Annotated in this window: 11 protein-coding genes, 2 tRNA genes, 2 rRNA genes and 2 pseudogenes; all 17 read left to right on the forward strand. The window is 39.1% G+C overall.

Annotated elements, in window-relative coordinates; translation table 11 throughout:
• Positions 1–13 precede the first annotated feature (13 nt).
• A pseudogene (dnaN, locus tag SK608_RS00025) lies at positions 14–571 on the forward strand (DNA polymerase III subunit beta); the annotation flags it as partial.
• A 64-nt stretch (positions 572–635) separates the two neighbouring features.
• Positions 636–830: a DUF951 domain-containing protein gene (locus SK608_RS00030; RefSeq protein WP_000285186.1), complete on the forward strand. Its 195-nt coding sequence runs from the start codon at positions 636–638 to the stop codon at positions 828–830.
• Between the two features lie 84 nt (positions 831–914).
• On the forward strand, positions 915–2,030 hold the full coding sequence (ychF, locus tag SK608_RS00035) for a redox-regulated ATPase YchF (RefSeq protein ID WP_033675585.1): 1,116 nt from the start codon (positions 915–917) through the stop codon (positions 2,028–2,030).
• Between the two features lie 72 nt (positions 2,031–2,102).
• On the forward strand, positions 2,103–2,672 hold the full coding sequence (gene pth, locus SK608_RS00040; protein WP_033675588.1) for an aminoacyl-tRNA hydrolase: 570 nt from the start codon (positions 2,103–2,105) through the stop codon (positions 2,670–2,672).
• Positions 2,673–6,181: pseudogene (gene mfd, locus SK608_RS00045) on the forward strand (transcription-repair coupling factor). It begins immediately after the preceding gene.
• A 57-nt stretch (positions 6,182–6,238) separates the two neighbouring features.
• Positions 6,239–6,505, forward strand: a complete 267-nt coding sequence (locus tag SK608_RS00050; protein WP_001234978.1) for an RNA-binding S4 domain-containing protein — start codon at positions 6,239–6,241, stop codon at positions 6,503–6,505.
• The gene (locus tag SK608_RS00055; RefSeq protein ID WP_033675590.1) at positions 6,498–6,866 is read left to right on the forward strand and encodes a septum formation initiator family protein; all 369 of its coding nucleotides are present in this window, start codon (positions 6,498–6,500) and stop codon (positions 6,864–6,866) included. The genes SK608_RS00050 and SK608_RS00055 overlap by 8 nt, the downstream gene beginning before the upstream one ends.
• Before the next feature lie 4 nt (positions 6,867–6,870).
• The gene (locus tag SK608_RS11865; protein WP_000429334.1) at positions 6,871–6,993 is read left to right on the forward strand and encodes an SP_0009 family protein; all 123 of its coding nucleotides are present in this window, start codon (positions 6,871–6,873) and stop codon (positions 6,991–6,993) included.
• Complete coding sequence (locus SK608_RS00065) at positions 6,986–8,254, forward strand: serine hydrolase (protein ID WP_033675592.1); 1,269 nt, start codon at positions 6,986–6,988, stop codon at positions 8,252–8,254. Before SK608_RS11865 ends, SK608_RS00065 begins: the two co-directional genes overlap by 8 nt.
• Complete coding sequence (tilS, locus tag SK608_RS00070; protein WP_033675594.1) at positions 8,251–9,528, forward strand: tRNA lysidine(34) synthetase TilS; 1,278 nt, start codon at positions 8,251–8,253, stop codon at positions 9,526–9,528. Before SK608_RS00065 ends, tilS begins: the two co-directional genes overlap by 4 nt.
• Positions 9,529–9,532: 4 nt before the next feature.
• Entirely contained in the window at positions 9,533–10,075 is a 543-nt protein-coding gene (gene hpt / locus SK608_RS00075) for a hypoxanthine phosphoribosyltransferase (protein ID WP_000892178.1), read from the forward strand.
• A gap of 15 nt (positions 10,076–10,090) precedes the next feature.
• On the forward strand, positions 10,091–12,049 hold the full coding sequence (gene ftsH, locus SK608_RS00080; RefSeq protein ID WP_033675596.1) for an ATP-dependent zinc metalloprotease FtsH: 1,959 nt from the start codon (positions 10,091–10,093) through the stop codon (positions 12,047–12,049).
• Positions 12,050–12,168: 119 nt separating this feature from the next.
• Complete coding sequence (locus tag SK608_RS00085) at positions 12,169–12,648, forward strand: sigma-70 RNA polymerase sigma factor region 4 domain-containing protein (RefSeq protein ID WP_033675598.1); 480 nt, start codon at positions 12,169–12,171, stop codon at positions 12,646–12,648.
• Positions 12,649–12,739: 91 nt separating this feature from the next.
• A tRNA-Glu gene (locus SK608_RS00090) sits at positions 12,740–12,811 on the forward strand.
• A gap of 242 nt (positions 12,812–13,053) precedes the next feature.
• Positions 13,054–14,599: ribosomal RNA gene (locus SK608_RS00095) — 16S ribosomal RNA — on the forward strand.
• A 51-nt stretch (positions 14,600–14,650) separates the two neighbouring features.
• A tRNA-Ala gene (locus SK608_RS00100) sits at positions 14,651–14,723 on the forward strand.
• A gap of 124 nt (positions 14,724–14,847) precedes the next feature.
• Positions 14,848–17,028: ribosomal RNA gene (locus SK608_RS10405) — 23S ribosomal RNA — on the forward strand; the annotation flags it as partial.

Below are 17,028 nucleotides of genomic sequence, written 5' to 3' on the forward strand. Positions count from 1 at the left end.
AATTAACGCTTGAAAAAATAGTGATGATTTTGATGTCGTGATTCCTAGCCGTTCTCTACGCGAATTTTCAGCAGTATTTACAGACGATATTGAAACTGTAGAGATTTTCTTTGCCAATAACCAAATCCTCTTTAGAAGCGAAAATATTAGCTTCTATACTCGTTTGTTAGAAGGTAACTATCCTGATACAGATCGTTTGATTCCAACAGACTTTAACACTACAATTACTTTTGATGTGGTAAACTTACGCCAGTCAATGGAACGTGCTCGTCTTTTATCAAGTGCGACTCAAAATGGTACTGTGAAACTTGAAATTAAAAATGGGATTGTTAGCGCCCATGTTCACTCTCCAGAAGTTGGTAAAGTAAACGAAGAAATCGATACTGATCATGTTACTGGTGAAGATTTGACCATTAGTTTCAACCCAACTTACTTGATTGATTCTCTTAAAGCTTTAAATAGCGAAAAGGTGACCATTAGCTTTATCTCAGCTGTTCGTCCATTTACTCTTGTACCAGCAGACACTGACGAGGACTTCATGCAGCTCATCACCCCAGTTCGTACAAATTAAGTGAAAGAGGTTGAGCCTAGCTCGCCTCTTTTATGATATAATCGAAAAAGAAAAGGAGAGTAGTATGTATCAAGTTGGAAATTTTGTTGAGATGAAAAAACCACATGCTTGTACCATCAAATCAACAGGTAAAAAAGCAAATCGTTGGGAAATTACACGTGTAGGAGCAGATATCAAAATCAAATGTAGTAATTGTGACCATGTTGTCATGATGGGGCGCTATGATTTTGATCGAAAAATGAATAAAATTATTGACTGAGCACCCTTAGTTAGAGGGTTAGCAAGTTTTCCCTTTTTGTGTTATAATATTAGGGATTGAAATGAAAATGGAGAATGAGAAAATATGGCTTTAACAGCAGGTATCGTTGGTTTGCCAAATGTTGGTAAATCAACACTCTTTAATGCAATTACAAAAGCAGGAGCAGAGGCAGCGAACTACCCATTTGCAACGATTGACCCAAACGTTGGAATGGTAGAAGTTCCAGATGAACGCCTACAAAAACTAACTGAAATGATTACTCCTAAAAAGACAGTTCCAACAACATTTGAATTTACAGATATTGCAGGGATTGTAAAAGGAGCTTCAAAAGGAGAAGGACTAGGGAATAAATTCTTGGCCAATATCCGTGAAGTAGATGCGATTGTTCATGTAGTTCGTGCTTTTGATGATGAAAATGTTATGCGTGAACAAGGACGTGAAGACGCCTTTGTAGATCCACTTGCAGATATTGATACAATTAATCTGGAATTGATTCTTGCTGACTTAGAATCAGTGAACAAACGATATGTGCGTGTAGAAAAGATGGCACGTACGCAAAAAGATAAAGAATCAGTGGCAGAGTTTAATGTTCTTCAAAAGATTAAACCAGTCCTTGAAGATGGGAAATCAGCTCGTACAATCGAGTTTACAGATGAAGAACAAAAAGTTGTCAAAAGTCTCTTCCTTTTGACGACTAAACCAGTGCTCTATGTTGCTAATGTGGACGAGGATGTGGTTTCAGAACCTGACTCTATTGACTATGTTAAACAAATTCGTGAATTTGCAGCGACAGAAAATGCTGAAGTAGTCGTTATTTCTGCGCGTGCTGAGGAAGAAATTTCTGAGTTAGACGAAGAAGACAAGCAAGAGTTTCTTGAAGCACTTGGTTTGACAGAATCAGGCGTTGACAAGTTGACTCGTGCAGCTTACCACTTGCTTGGACTGGGAACTTACTTCACAGCTGGTGAAAAAGAAGTTCGAGCTTGGACCTTCAAACGTGGTATGAAGGCTCCTCAAGCAGCTGGGATTATCCACTCAGACTTTGAAAAAGGATTTATTCGTGCAGTAACCATGTCATATGAGGATTTAGTAAAATACGGATCTGAAAAGGCTGTAAAAGAAGCTGGACGTTTGCGTGAAGAAGGAAAAGAATATATCGTTCAAGATGGCGATATCATGGAATTCCGCTTTAATGTCTAAAAAATTTAATGAATAGTGTCACTTAGGTTGGAAAAAAATTCCAACCCTTTTGGCTTTTGAAAGGAAAAATAAATGAGCAAATTACTTGTAGGATTAGGAAATCCAGGGGATAAATATTTTGAAACAAAACACAATGTTGGTTTTATGTTGATTGACCAACTAGCGAAAAAACAAAATGTCACTTTTACACACGATAAGATATTTCAAGCAGACCTAGCATCCTTTTTCTTCAATGGAGAAAAAATTTATCTTGTCAAACCAACGACCTTTATGAATGAAAGTGGAAAAGCAGTTCATGCTTTATTGACTTACTATGGTTTGGATATTGAAGATTTACTCGTCATTTACGACGATCTTGACATGGAAGTTGGGAAAATTCGTTTAAGAACAAAAGGCTCAGCGGGTGGTCATAATGGTATCAAGTCTATTATTCAACATATAGGGACTCAGACCTTTAATCGTGTTAAGATTGGAATCGGAAGACCTAAAAATGGAATGTCAGTTGTTAATCATGTTTTGAGTAAGTTTGACAAGGATGATTATATTGGTATTTTACAGTCTATTGACAAAGTTGACGATACTGTAAACTACTATTTACAAGAGAAAAACTTTGAAAAAACGATGCAGAGGTATAACGGATAAATGGTGACCTTATTAGATTTATTCTCAGAAAATGATCAGATCCAAAAATGGCATCAAAATTTAACATATAAAAAAAGACAATTAATGTTAGGTTTGTCAACTTCTACAAAAGCTTTAGCAATTGCAAGCAGTTTAGAAAAAGAAGATAAGATTGTTTTACTGACGTCAACTTATGGAGAAGCAGAAGGACTTGTTAGTGATCTTATCTCTATCTTGGGTGAGGAACAGGTCTATCCATTTTTGGTAGATGACTCCCCTATGGTCGAGTTTTTGATGTCTTCACAAGAAAAAATCATTTCACGGGTTGAAGCCTTGCGTTTTTTGACTGATTCATCTAAGAAAGGGATTTAGTTTGTAATATTGCAGCAAGTCGATTGTTTTTACCGTCTCCAAATGTATTCAAAGATAGTATTGTAAAAATCTCAGTTGGTGAAGAATATGATCAATACGCGCTTATCCATCAGTTAAAGGAAATAGGCTATCGAAAAGTCACTCAAGTACAAACTCAGGGCGAATTTAGTTTGCGAGGAGATATTTTAGATATTTTTGAAATATCCCAGTTAGAACCTTGCCGAATTGAGTTTTTTGGTGATGAAATTGATGGTATTAGGTCATTTGAAGTAGAAACACAATTATCGAAAGAAAATCAGACAGAACTCACAGTCTTTCCAGCTAGCGACATACTTTTGAGAGAAAATGATTATCAAAGAGGTCAGTCAGCTTTAGAAAAACAAATTCCAAAGACTTTATCACCTATTTTAAAATCATACTTAGAAGAAATTCTTTCAAGTTTTCACCAAAAACAAATTCATTCTGATTACCGGAAATTTTTATCTTTGTGTTATGAAAAGACATGGACTGTCTTTGATTATATTGAAAAAGACATACCAATATTCTTTGATGATTATCAAAAATTGATGAATCAGTATGAAGTCTTTGAAAGGGAGTTAGCACAATACTTTACAGAAGAATTACAGAACAGTAAAGCATTTTCTGAGATGCAGTATTTTGCTGATACAGAGCAAATCTATAAAAAACAGAGTCCGGTTACCTTTTTCTCTAATCTGCAAAAGGGGTTAGGAAATCTCAAGTTTGACCAAATTTATCAATTTAATCAATATCCTATGCAGGAGTTTTTCAATCAATTTTCTTCTCTAAAAGAAGAAATTGAACGATATAAAAAAATGGATTATACTATTATCCTGCAGTCTAGCAATTCAATGGGAAGTAAAACATTGGAGGATGTGTTAGAGGAATATCAGATTAAATTAGATTCTAGAGATAAGTCAAGCATATGTAAAGAATCTGTAAACTTAATCGAGGGCAATCTCAGACATGGTTTTCATTTTGTAGATGAAAAAATTCTGGTGATTACTGAACATGAGATTTTTCAAAAGAAATTGAAACGTCGTTTTCGAAGACAAAATGTTTCAAACGCAGAGAGATTAAAAGATTACAATGAACTTGAAAAAGGGGACTACGTTGTTCACCACATTCATGGAATTGGTCAATATTTAGGGATTGAAACAATTGAAATCAAGGGGATTCACCGCGATTATGTAAGTGTCCAGTATCAAAATGGGGATCAAATTTCCATCCCCGTGGAACAGATTCATCTACTGTCTAAATACGTTTCAAGTGATGGGAAAGATCCAAAACTCAATAAATTAAATGACGGTCATTTTAAAAAAGCAAAGCAAAAAGTTAAGAACCAGGTAGAGGATATAGCTGATGATTTAATTAAACTTTATTCTGAACGCAGCCAGTTGAAGGGTTTTGCTTTCTCAGCTGATGATGAGGATCAACATGCTTTTGATGATGCTTTTCCGTATGTTGAAACGGATGATCAACTTCGTAGTATCGAGGAAATCAAGAGGGATATGCAGGCTTCTCAACCAATGGATCGACTTTTAGTTGGGGATGTTGGTTTTGGGAAGACTGAAGTTGCTATGCGTGCAGCCTTTAAGGCAGTCAATGGTCACAAACAGGTTGTCGTTCTAGTTCCGACGACGGTTTTAGCGCAACAGCACTATACCAATTTTAAGGAACGATTCCAAAATTTTGCAGTTAATATTGATGTATTGAGTCGTTTTAGAAGTAAAAAAGAGCAGACCGAAACACTTGAAAAATTGAAAAAGGGTCAAGTTGATATTTTGATTGGAACCCATCGTGTTTTGTCAAAAGATGTTGTGTTTTCTGATTTGGGCTTGATGATTATTGATGAAGAACAACGATTTGGTGTCAAGCATAAGGAAACCTTGAAAGAACTGAAGAAACAAGTGGATGTCCTGACCTTGACAGCAACGCCAATCCCTCGTACCCTCCATATGTCTATGCTGGGAATCAGAGATTTGTCTGTTATTGAAACTCCGCCGACTAATCGTTATCCAGTGCAAACCTATGTTTTGGAAAAGAATGAGAGTGTCATTCGTGATGCTGTTTTGCGTGAAATGGAGCGTGGAGGTCAAGTTTACTACCTTTACAACAAAGTTGACACGATTGACCAGAAGGTTTCAGAATTACAGGAGTTGATTCCAGAGGCTTCGATTGGTTATGTTCATGGTCGAATGAGTGAAATCCAGTTGGAAAATACTCTACTAGACTTTATTGAGGGACAATACGATATCTTGGTGACAACTACCATTATCGAGACAGGGGTGGACATTCCAAATGCCAATACTTTATTTATTGAAAATGCGGACCATATGGGCTTGTCAACCTTGTATCAGTTAAGAGGAAGAGTCGGTCGTAGTAATCGTATTGCTTATGCCTATCTCATGTATCGTCCAGAAAAATCAATCAGTGAAGTCTCCGAGAAGAGATTAGAAGCGATTAAAGGATTTACAGAATTGGGCTCTGGATTTAAGATTGCTATGAGAGATCTTTCGATTCGTGGAGCAGGAAATCTTTTAGGAAAATCCCAGTCTGGTTTCATTGATTCTGTTGGTTTTGAATTGTATTCGCAGTTATTAGAGGAAGCTATTGCTAAACGAAACGGTAATGCTAACACTAACACAAGAACCAAAGGGAATGCTGAGTTGATTTTGCAAATTGATGCCTATCTTCCTGATACTTATATTTCTGATCAACGACATAAGATTGAAATTTACAAGAAAATTCGTCAAATTGACAACCGTGTCAATTATGAGGAGTTACAAGAAGAGCTGATGGACCGTTTTGGAGAATACCCAGATGTAGTAGCCTATCTTTTAGAGATTGGTTTAGTCAAGTCATATTTGGACAAGGTCTTTGTTCAACGTGTGGAAAGAAAAGATAATAAAATTACAGTTCAATTTGAAAAAGTCACTCAACGACTGTTTTTAGCTCAAGATTATTTTAAAGCTTTATCCGCAACGAACTTAAAAGCAGGCATCGCTGAGAATAAGGGATTAATGGAGCTTGTATTTGATGTCCAAAATAAGAAAGATTATGAAATTTTAGAAGGTCTGCTGATTTTTGGAGAAAGTTTATTAGAGATAAAAGAGTCTAAGAAAGAAAATTCCATTTGATATTTTTCTTCTATAAAATAGATAAAAATGGTACAATAATAAGTTGAGGTAATAAGGATGAGATTAGACAAATATTTAAAAGTATCGCGAATTATCAAGCGTCGTACAGTCGCAAAAGAAGTAGCAGATAAAGGCAGAATCAAGGTGAATGGAATCTTGGCCAAAAGTTCAACGGATTTGAAAGTTAATGACCAAGTTGAAATTCGTTTTGGAAATAAGTTGCTACTTGTCAAAGTACTAGAGATGAAAGATAGTACAAAAAAAGAAGATGCAGCAGGCATGTATGAAATTATCAGTGAAACACGGGTAGAAGAAAATGTCTAAAAATATTGTACAATTGAATAATTCTTTTATTCAAAATGAATATCAACGTCGTCGCTACCTGATGAAAGAACGACAAAAACGGAATCGTTTTATGGGGTGGGTATTGATTTTGATTATGCTATTATTTATCTTGCCAACTTTTAATTTAGCGCAGAGTTATCAGCAATTACTCCAAAGACGTCAGCAATTAGCAGACTTGCAAACTCAGTATCAAACCTTGAGTGATGAAAAGGATAAGGAGACAGCATTTGCTACCAAGTTGAAAGATGAGGATTATGCTGCCAAATATACACGAGCGAAGTACTATTATTCTAAGTCGAGGGAAATAGTTTATACGATTCCTGACTTGCTCCCAAGGTGATAAAATGGAAAATTTATTAGATGTAATAGAGCAATTTTTGAGTCTGTCGGATGAAAAGCTGGAAGAGTTGGCTGATAAAAATCAATTATTGCGTTTACAAGAAGAAAAGGAAAGGAAGAATGCGTAAATTCTTAATTATTTTGTTGCTACCGAGTTTTTTGACAGTTTCAAAAGTAGTTAGCACAGAAAAAGAAGTTGTCTATACTTCGAAAGAAATTTATTACCTTTCACAATCTGACTTTGGTATTTATTTTAGAGAAAAATTAAGTTATCCCATGGTTTATGGAGAGGTTCCTGTTTATGCAAATGAAGATTTAGTGGTAGAAACTGGAAAATTGACTCCTAAAACAAGTTTCCAAATAACGGAGTGGCGCTTAAATAAACAAGGAATTCCGGTATTTAAGCTATCAAATCATCAATTTATAGCTGCGGACAAACGATTTTTATATGATCAGTCAGAGGTAACTCCAACAATAAAAAAAGTATGGTTAGAATCTGATTTTAAACTGTACAATAGTCCTTATGATTTGAAAGAAGTGAAATCATCCTTATCAGCTTATTCTCAGGTATCAATCGATAAGACCATGTTTGTAGAGGGAAGAGAATTTCTACATATTGATCAGGCTGGATGGGTAGCTAAAGAATCAACTTCTGAAGAAGATAATCGGATGAGTAAAGTCCAAGAAATGTTAGCGGAAAAATATCAGAAGGATTCATTTTCTATTTATGTTAAGCAACTGACTACTGGAAAAGAAGCTGGTATCAATCAAGATGAAAAGATGTATGCAGCTAGTGTTTTGAAACTCCCTTATCTTTATTATACGCAAGAAAAAATAAATGAGGGTATTTATCAGTTAGACACGACTGTAAAATACGTATCTGCAGTTAATGATTTTCCAGGTTCTTATAAACCAGAGGGAAGTGGTAGCCTCCCTAAAAAAGAGGATAATAAAGAATATTCTCTCAAGGACTTAATAACAAAAGTAGCTAAAGAATCGGATAATGTTGCTCATAATATATTGGGTTATTACATTTCAAACCAATCTGATGCCACATTCAAATCCAAGATGTCTGCCATTATGGGAGATGATTGGGAGCCAAAAGAAAAATTGATTTCTTCCAAGATGGCCGGGAAGGTCATGGAAGCTATTTATAATCAAAATGGATTTGTGCTAGAGTCTTTGACTAAAACAGATTTTGATAATCAGCGAATTGCCAAAGGTGTTTCTGTGAAGGTAGCTCATAAAATTGGGGATGCGGACGAATTTAAGCATGATACGGGTGTTGTCTACGCAGATTCTCCATTTATTCTTTCTATTTTCACTAAGAATTCTGATTATGATACGATTTCTCAGATAGCCAAGGATGTTTATGAGGTTCTAAAATGAGGGAACAAGATTTTTTAAATCATTTTCTCAAGAAGGGATATTTCAAAAAGCATACTAAGGTGGTGCTAGCTCTTTCTGGTGGATTAGATTCTATGTTTCTATTTAAGGTATTATCTACTTATCAAAAAGAGTTAGAAATTGAATTGATTCTAGCTCATGTGAATCATAAGCAGAGAGTAGAATCAGATTGGGAAGAAAAGGAATTAAGGAAGTTGGCTGCTGAAGCAGAGCTTCCTATTTATATCAGCGATTTTTTAGGAGAATTTTCAGAAGCGCGTGCAAGAAATTTTCGTTATTATTTTTTTCAAGAGGTCATGAAAAAGACAGGTGCGACAGCTTTAGTCACTGCCCACCATGCTGATGATCAGGTGGAAACGATTTTGATGCGTTTGATTCGAGGGACTCGCTTGCGCTATCTATCAGGAATTAAGGCGAAGCAAGTAGTCGGAGAGATAGAAATCATTCGGCCCTTCTTGCATTTTCAGAAAAAAGACTTTCCACAAATTTTTCACTTTGAAGATACATCAAATAAGAAAAATCATTATTTTCGCAATCGTATTCGAAACTCTTACTTACCAGATTTAGAAAAAGAAAATCCTCGATTTAGAGATGCAATCTTAAGTATCGGTAATGAAATTTTAGATTACGACTTAGCTATAACTGAATTATCTAACAATATTGATGTAGAAAATTTAGAGCAGCTATTGTCTTACTCTGAGTCTACACAAAGAGTTTTACTTCAAACTTATCTGAATCGTTTTCCAGATTTGAATCTCACAAAAGCTCAGTTTGAAGAAGTTAGACAAATTTTAAAAACTAAAAGCCAGTATCGTCATCCGCTTAAAAATGGTTATGAATTAGTAAAAGAGTATCAACAGTTTCGGATTTGTAAAATCAGTCCGCAGGCTGATGAAAAGGCAGATGAATTTGTGTTATACTACCAAAATCAGGTATCTTATCAAGGTTATTTATTTTCCTTTGGACTTCCTTTAGAAGGTGAATTAATTCAGCAGGTACCTGTTTCACGGGAAACATCAATACACATTCGTTATCGAAAACCAGGGGATTTTTTGATTCAAAATGGGCATAGAAAAAAACTCAGACGTCTATTTATTGATTTGAAAATCCCTATGGAAAAGCGAAAATCTGCTCTGATTATTGAGCAATTTGGTGAAATTGTTTCAATTTTGGGAATTGCGACCAGTAATTTGAGTAAAAACACGAAAAATGATATAATGAACACTGTACTTTATATAGAAAAAATAGATAGGTAAAAAAATGTTAGAAAACGATATTAAAAAAATCCTCGTTTCACACGATGAAATTACAGAAGCTGCTAAAAAATTAGGTGCTCAACTCACTAAAGACTATGCAGGAAAAAATCCAATTTTAGTCGGGATTTTAAAAGGATCTATTCCTTTTATGGCTGAATTGGTCAAACATATCGACACACATATTGAAATGGACTTTATGATGGTTTCTAGCTATCATGGTGGAACAGCAAGTAGTGGTGTTATCAATATTAAACAAGATGTGACTCAAGATATCAAAGGAAGACATGTTCTCTTTGTAGAAGATATCATTGATACAGGTCAAACTTTGAAGAGTTTAAGAGATATGTTTAAAGCAAGAGAAGCAGCTTCTGTTAAGATTGCAACCTTGTTGGATAAACCAGAAGGACGTGTTGTAGAAATTGAGGCAGACTATACCTGCTTTACTATCCCAAATGAGTTTGTAGTAGGTTATGGTTTAGACTACAAAGAAAATTATCGTAACCTTCCTTATGTTGGAGTATTGAAAGAAGAAGTGTATTCAAATTAGAAAGAACAATTTTTAATGAAAAAACAAAATAATGGTTTAATTAAAAATCCTTTTCTATGGTTATTACTTATTTTTCTCCTAGTTACAGGTTATCAGTATTTTAGTACAGGTAGTGTTGCAGGGAAAAGTGAGCAAATTAATTATACAGAATTGGTAAAAGAAATTACCGATGACAATGTAAAAGAATTGACTTACCAACCAAATGGCAGTGTTATCGAAGTTTCAGGTGTTTATAAAAATCCTAAAACAAGTAAAGAAGAAACAGGCATTCAGTTCTTTTCTCCTTCTGCTACAACAGTAGAGAAATTTTCAAGTATTATTCTTCCTTCAGATACTACAGTATCAGAATTGCAAAAACTTGCTTCTGACCATAAGGCAGAAGTAACTGTTAAGCATGAAAGTTCAAGTGGTATGTGGATTAATATTCTTGTATCCATTGTGCCATTCGGTATTCTATTCTTCTTCCTATTCTCTATGATGGGAAATATGGGAGGAAATAATAGCCGTAACCCAATGAGTTTTGGACGTAGTAAGGCTAAAGCCGCAAATAAAGAAGATATTAAAGTAAGATTTTCAGATGTTGCTGGAGCTGAAGAAGAAAAACAAGAACTAGTTGAAGTTGTTGAATTTTTAAAAGATCCAAAACGATTTACAAAACTTGGGGCTCGTATTCCAGCAGGTGTCCTTCTGGAGGGACCTCCGGGAACAGGTAAAACTTTGCTTGCTAAGGCAGTAGCCGGAGAAGCAGGTGTTCCATTCTTTAGTATCTCAGGTTCTGACTTTGTAGAAATGTTTGTCGGAGTTGGAGCTAGTCGTGTTCGTTCTCTTTTTGAAGATGCCAAAAAAGCAGCACCAGCTATTATCTTTATCGATGAAATTGATGCTGTTGGACGTCAACGTGGAGTCGGTCTCGGCGGAGGTAATGATGAACGTGAACAAACCTTGAATCAACTTTTGATTGAGATGGATGGTTTTGAGGGAAATGAAGGGATTATCGTCATCGCTGCGACAAACCGTTCAGATGTACTTGATCCTGCCCTTTTGCGTCCAGGACGTTTTGATAGAAAAGTATTGGTTGGCCGTCCTGATGTTAAAGGTCGTGAAGCAATCTTGAAAGTTCATGCTAAGAACAAGCCTTTAGCAGAAGATGTAGATTTGAAATTAGTGGCCCAACAAACCCCAGGTTTTGTTGGAGCAGATTTAGAGAATGTCTTGAATGAAGCGGCTCTAGTTGCTGCCCGTCGCAATAAATCGATAATTGATGCTTCAGATATTGATGAAGCAGAAGACAGAGTTATTGCTGGTCCTTCTAAGAAAGATAAGACAGTTTCACAAAAAGAACGTGAATTAGTTGCTTACCATGAGGCAGGACATACCATTGTAGGTCTAGTCTTGTCGAATGCCCGTGTTGTCCATAAGGTTACAATTGTACCACGTGGCCGTGCAGGTGGTTACATGATTGCACTTCCTAAAGAGGATCAAATGCTTCTATCTAAAGAAGATATGAAAGAGCAATTGGCTGGCTTAATGGGGGGACGTGTAGCTGAAGAAATTATCTTTAATGTCCAAACTACAGGAGCTTCAAACGACTTTGAACAAGCGACACAAATGGCGCGTGCAATGGTTACAGAGTACGGTATGAGTGAAAAACTTGGTCCAGTACAATATGAAGGAAACCATGCTATGTTTGGTGCACAGAGTCCTCAAAAATCAATTTCAGAACAAACAGCTTATGAAATTGACGAAGAGGTTCGTTCATTATTGAATGAAGCACGAAATAAAGCTGCTGAAATTATTCAGTCAAATCGTGAAACTCACAAGTTGATTGCAGAAGCATTATTGAAATACGAAACATTGGATAGTACACAAATTAAATCTCTTTACGAAACAGGAAAGATGCCTGAAACAGTAGAAGAGGAATCACACGCACTATCCTATGATGAAGTAAAATCAAAAATGAATGACGAAAAATAACCCTGAGAGAGGCAAGACCTCTCTTTTTTGTGCAGTTGAGGAGCTAAGGGGAACAGAATGGGGAAATGTGCCAAAAGTGTATCTGAATCTGTTAGACTGTATCTAGAAAGGGGAAGATTATGCTTAAAAAAATGTATGAAGAAGTCCAAGGAATTGTATACAAGTGTAGAAATGAATATTACCTTCATTTGTGGGAGTTGTCGGACTGGGATCAAGAGGGAATGATTTGCTTACATGAATTGATCAGTAGAGAAGAAGGGCTAGTAGACGATATTCCACGCTTACGTAAATATTTCAAAACAAAATTCCGGAATCGAATTCTAGATTATCTCCGTAAACAAGAAAGTCAAAAACGGAGATATGATAAAGAGCTTTATGAAGAAGTGGGTGAGATAAGTCATCGTATAAGTGAGGGAGGACTCTGGCTAGACGATTATTATCTCTTTCATGAAACACTAAGAGATTATAGAAACAAACAAAGTAAAGACAAACAAGAAGAGTTAGAACGCGTCTTAAGAGATGAACGCTTCCGAGGGCGTCAAAGTGTGCTAAAGGACTTACGTATTGTGTTTAAAGAGTTTGATATCCGTACTCATTAGGAATTCATGCAAAAAAGTAAAAAAGTTTAAAAAAGTAGTTGACAAAAAATAAAAAGTCGGTATAATAGTAAGAGTTGAAAACAACAACTCAGGTCCGTTGGTCAAGGGGTTAAGACACCGCCTTTTCACGGCGGTAACACGGGTTCGAATCCCGTACGGACTATGGTATGTTGCGGTTAGAACACTTGATGAAAAAAGTTTTAAAAAAGTTTCAAAAAAGTGTTGACAAGCGAAAGCGACTGTGATATACTAATATAGTTGTCACTTGAGAGAAGCGAGTGACAAAGACCTTTGAAAACTGAACAAGACGAACCAATGTGCAGGGCACTACAACTAAGGTTGTAGTACTGAACAATGAAAAAACAATAAATCTGTCAGTGACAGAAATGAGTGAGAACTCAAACTTTTAATGAGAGTTTGATCCTGGCTCAGGACGAACGCTGGCGGCGTGCCTAATACATGCAAGTAGAACGCTGAAGGAGGAGCTTGCTCTTCTGGATGAGTTGCGAACGGGTGAGTAACGCGTAGGTAACCTGCCTGGTAGCGGGGGATAACTATTGGAAACGATAGCTAATACCGCATAATAGTAGATGTTGCATGACATTTGCTTAAAAGGTGCAATTGCATCACTACCAGATGGACCTGCGTTGTATTAGCTAGTTGGTGGGGTAACGGCTCACCAAGGCGACGATACATAGCCGACCTGAGAGGGTGATCGGCCACACTGGGACTGAGACACGGCCCAGACTCCTACGGGAGGCAGCAGTAGGGAATCTTCGGCAATGGACGGAAGTCTGACCGAGCAACGCCGCGTGAGTGAAGAAGGTTTTCGGATCGTAAAGCTCTGTTGTAAGAGAAGAACGAGTGTGAGAGTGGAAAGTTCACACTGTGACGGTATCTTACCAGAAAGGGACGGCTAACTACGTGCCAGCAGCCGCGGTAATACGTAGGTCCCGAGCGTTGTCCGGATTTATTGGGCGTAAAGCGAGCGCAGGCGGTTAGATAAGTCTGAAGTTAAAGGCTGTGGCTTAACCATAGTACGCTTTGGAAACTGTTTAACTTGAGTGCAAGAGGGGAGAGTGGAATTCCATGTGTAGCGGTGAAATGCGTAGATATATGGAGGAACACCGGTGGCGAAAGCGGCTCTCTGGCTTGTAACTGACGCTGAGGCTCGAAAGCGTGGGGAGCAAACAGGATTAGATACCCTGGTAGTCCACGCCGTAAACGATGAGTGCTAGGTGTTAGACCCTTTCCGGGGTTTAGTGCCGCAGCTAACGCATTAAGCACTCCGCCTGGGGAGTACGACCGCAAGGTTGAAACTCAAAGGAATTGACGGGGGCCCGCACAAGCGGTGGAGCATGTGGTTTAATTCGAAGCAACGCGAAGAACCTTACCAGGTCTTGACATCCCTCTGACCGCTCTAGAGATAGAGTTTTCCTTCGGGACAGAGGTGACAGGTGGTGCATGGTTGTCGTCAGCTCGTGTCGTGAGATGTTGGGTTAAGTCCCGCAACGAGCGCAACCCCTATTGTTAGTTGCCATCATTCAGTTGGGCACTCTAGCGAGACTGCCGGTAATAAACCGGAGGAAGGTGGGGATGACGTCAAATCATCATGCCCCTTATGACCTGGGCTACACACGTGCTACAATGGCTGGTACAACGAGTCGCAAGCCGGTGACGGCAAGCTAATCTCTTAAAGCCAGTCTCAGTTCGGATTGTAGGCTGCAACTCGCCTACATGAAGTCGGAATCGCTAGTAATCGCGGATCAGCACGCCGCGGTGAATACGTTCCCGGGCCTTGTACACACCGCCCGTCACACCACGAGAGTTTGTAACACCCGAAGTCGGTGAGGTAACCGTAAGGAGCCAGCCGCCTAAGGTGGGATAGATGATTGGGGTGAAGTCGTAACAAGGTAGCCGTATCGGAAGGTGCGGCTGGATCACCTCCTTTCTAAGGATAAGGAACTGCGCATTGGTCTTGTTTAGTCTTGAGAGGTCTTGTGGGGCCTTAGCTCAGCTGGGAGAGCGCCTGCTTTGCACGCAGGAGGTCAGCGGTTCGATCCCGCTAGGCTCCATTGGTGAGAGATCACCAAGTAATGCACATTGAAAATTGAATATCTATATCAAATAGTAACAAGAAAATAAACCGAAAACGCTGTAGTATTAATAAGAGTTTATGACTGAAAGGTCAAAGAATAAGGTTAAGTTAATAAGGGCGCACGGTGGATGCCTTGGCACTAGGAGCCGAAGAAGGACGTGACAAACGACGATATGCCTTGGGTAGCTGTAAGTAAGCGATGATCCAGGGATTTCCGAATGGGGGAACCCAACAGGTACTACCTGTTACCCACATCTGTTAAGGATGTGAGGAGGAAGACGCAGTGAACTGAAACATCTAAGTAGCTGCAGGAAGAGAAAGCAAAAGCGATTGCCTTAGTAGCGGCGAGCGAAACGGCAGAAGGGCAAACCGAAGAGTTTACTCTTCGGGGTTGTAGGACTGCAATGTGGACTCAAAGATTATAGAAGAATGATTGGGAAGATCAGCCAAAGAGAGTAATAGCCTCGTATTTAAAATAGTCTTTGTACCTAGCAGTATCCTGAGTACGGCGGGACACGAGAAATCCCGTCGGAATCTGGGAGGACCATCTCCCAACCCTAAATACTCCCTAGTGACCGATAGTGAACCAGTACCGTGAGGGAAAGGTGAAAAGCACCCCGGGAGGGGAGTGAAATAGAACCTGAAACCGTGTGCCTACAACAAGTTCGAGCCCGTTAATGGGTGAGAGCGTGCCTTTTGTAGAATGAACCGGCGAGTTACGTTATGATGCGAGGTTAAGTTGAAGAGACGGAGCCGTAGGGAAACCGAGTCTGAATAGGGCGAATTAGTATCATGACGTAGACCCGAAACCATGTGACCTACCCATGAGCAGGTTGAAGGTGCGGTAAGACGCACTGGAGGACCGAACCAGGGCACGTTGAAAAGTGCTTGGATGACTTGTGGGTAGCGGAGAAATTCCAAACGAACTTGGAGATAGCTGGTTCTCTCCGAAATAGCTTTAGGGCTAGCGTCGACATTAAGATTCTTGGAGGTAGAGCACTGTTTGGGTGAGGGGTCCATCCCGGATTACCAATCTCAGATAAACTCCGAATGCCAATGAATTATGGTCGGCAGTCAGACTGCGAGTGCTAAGATCCGTAGTCGAAAGGGAAACAGCCCAGACCACCAGCTAAGGTCCCAAAATAATTGTTAAGTGGAAAAGGATGTGGGGTTGCACAGACAACTAGGATGTTAGCTTAGAAGCAGCTATTCATTCAAAGAGTGCGTAATAGCTCACTAGTCGAGTGACCCTGCGCCGAAAATGTACCGGGGCTAAAACAATTTACCGAAGCTGTGGATACCTTTATAGGTATGGTAGGAGAGCGTTCTATGTGTGAAGAAGGTGTACCGTGAGGAGTGCTGGAACGCATAGAAGTGAGAATGCCGGTATGAGTAGCGAAAGACAGGTGAGAATCCTGTCCACCGTAAGACTAAGGTTTCCAGGGGAAGGCTCGTCCGCCCTGGGTTAGTCGGGACCTAAGGAGAGACCGAAAGGTGTATCCGATGGACAACAGGTTGATATTCCTGTACTAGAGTATGTAGTGATGGAGGGACGCAGTAGGCTAACTAAAGCAGACGATTGGAAGAGTCTGTCTAAGCAGTGAGGTGTGATATGAGTCAAATGCTTATATCTATAACATTGAGCTGTGATGGGGAGCGAAGTTTAGTAGCGAAGTTAGTGACGTCACACTGCCAAGAAAAGCTTCTAGCGTTTAAACATACTCTACCCGTACCGCAAACCGACACAGGTAGTCGAGGCGAGTAGCCTCAGGTGAGCGAGAGAACTCTCGTTAAGGAACTCGGCAAAATGACCCCGTAACTTCGGGAGAAGGGGTGCTGACTTTAAGTCAGCCGCAGTGAATAGGCCCAAGCAACTGTTTATCAAAAACACAGCTCTCTGCTAAATCGTAAGATGATGTATAGGGGGTGACGCCTGCCCGGTGCTGGAAGGTTAAGAGGAGTGCTTAGCGCAAGCGAAGGTATGAATTGAAGCCCCAGTAAACGGCGGCCGTAACTATAACGGTCCTAAGGTAGCGAAATTCCTTGTCGGGTAAGTTCCGACCCGCACGAAAGGCGTAATGATTTGGGCACTGTCTCAACGAGAGACTCGGTGAAATTTTAGTACCTGTGAAGATGCAGGTTACCCGCGACAGGACGGAAAGACCCCATGGAGCTTTACTGCAGTTTGATATTGAGTGTCTGTACCACATGTACAGGATAGGTAGGAGTCTAAGAGATCGGGACGCCAGTTTCGAAGGAGACGTTGTTGGGATACTACCCGT

The organism is Streptococcus mitis subsp. hohhotensis (assembly GCF_000722775.1).
GTDB classification, from domain to species: domain Bacteria; phylum Bacillota; class Bacilli; order Lactobacillales; family Streptococcaceae; genus Streptococcus; species Streptococcus carlssonii.

Bases quoted from the DNA above. Each gene is read 5' to 3' on its own strand.
- SK608_RS00065 (WP_033675592.1), top strand. From the start codon at position 6,986: ATGCGTAAATTCTTAATTATTTTGTTGCTACCGAGTTTTTTGACAGTT.
- tilS (WP_033675594.1), top strand. From the start codon at position 8,251: ATGAGGGAACAAGATTTTTTAAATCATTTTCTCAAGAAGGGATATTTC.
- ychF (WP_033675585.1), top strand. From the start codon at position 915: ATGGCTTTAACAGCAGGTATCGTTGGTTTGCCAAATGTTGGTAAATCA.
- SK608_RS00030 (WP_000285186.1), top strand. From the start codon at position 636: ATGTATCAAGTTGGAAATTTTGTTGAGATGAAAAAACCACATGCTTGT.
- SK608_RS00085 (WP_033675598.1), top strand. From the start codon at position 12,169: ATGCTTAAAAAAATGTATGAAGAAGTCCAAGGAATTGTATACAAGTGT.
- SK608_RS00050 (WP_001234978.1), top strand. From the start codon at position 6,239: ATGAGATTAGACAAATATTTAAAAGTATCGCGAATTATCAAGCGTCGT.
- SK608_RS00055 (WP_033675590.1), top strand. From the start codon at position 6,498: ATGTCTAAAAATATTGTACAATTGAATAATTCTTTTATTCAAAATGAA.
- pth (WP_033675588.1), top strand. From the start codon at position 2,103: ATGAGCAAATTACTTGTAGGATTAGGAAATCCAGGGGATAAATATTTT.
- SK608_RS11865 (WP_000429334.1), top strand. From the start codon at position 6,871: ATGGAAAATTTATTAGATGTAATAGAGCAATTTTTGAGTCTGTCGGAT.
- hpt (WP_000892178.1), top strand. From the start codon at position 9,533: ATGTTAGAAAACGATATTAAAAAAATCCTCGTTTCACACGATGAAATT.
- ftsH (WP_033675596.1), top strand. From the start codon at position 10,091: ATGAAAAAACAAAATAATGGTTTAATTAAAAATCCTTTTCTATGGTTA.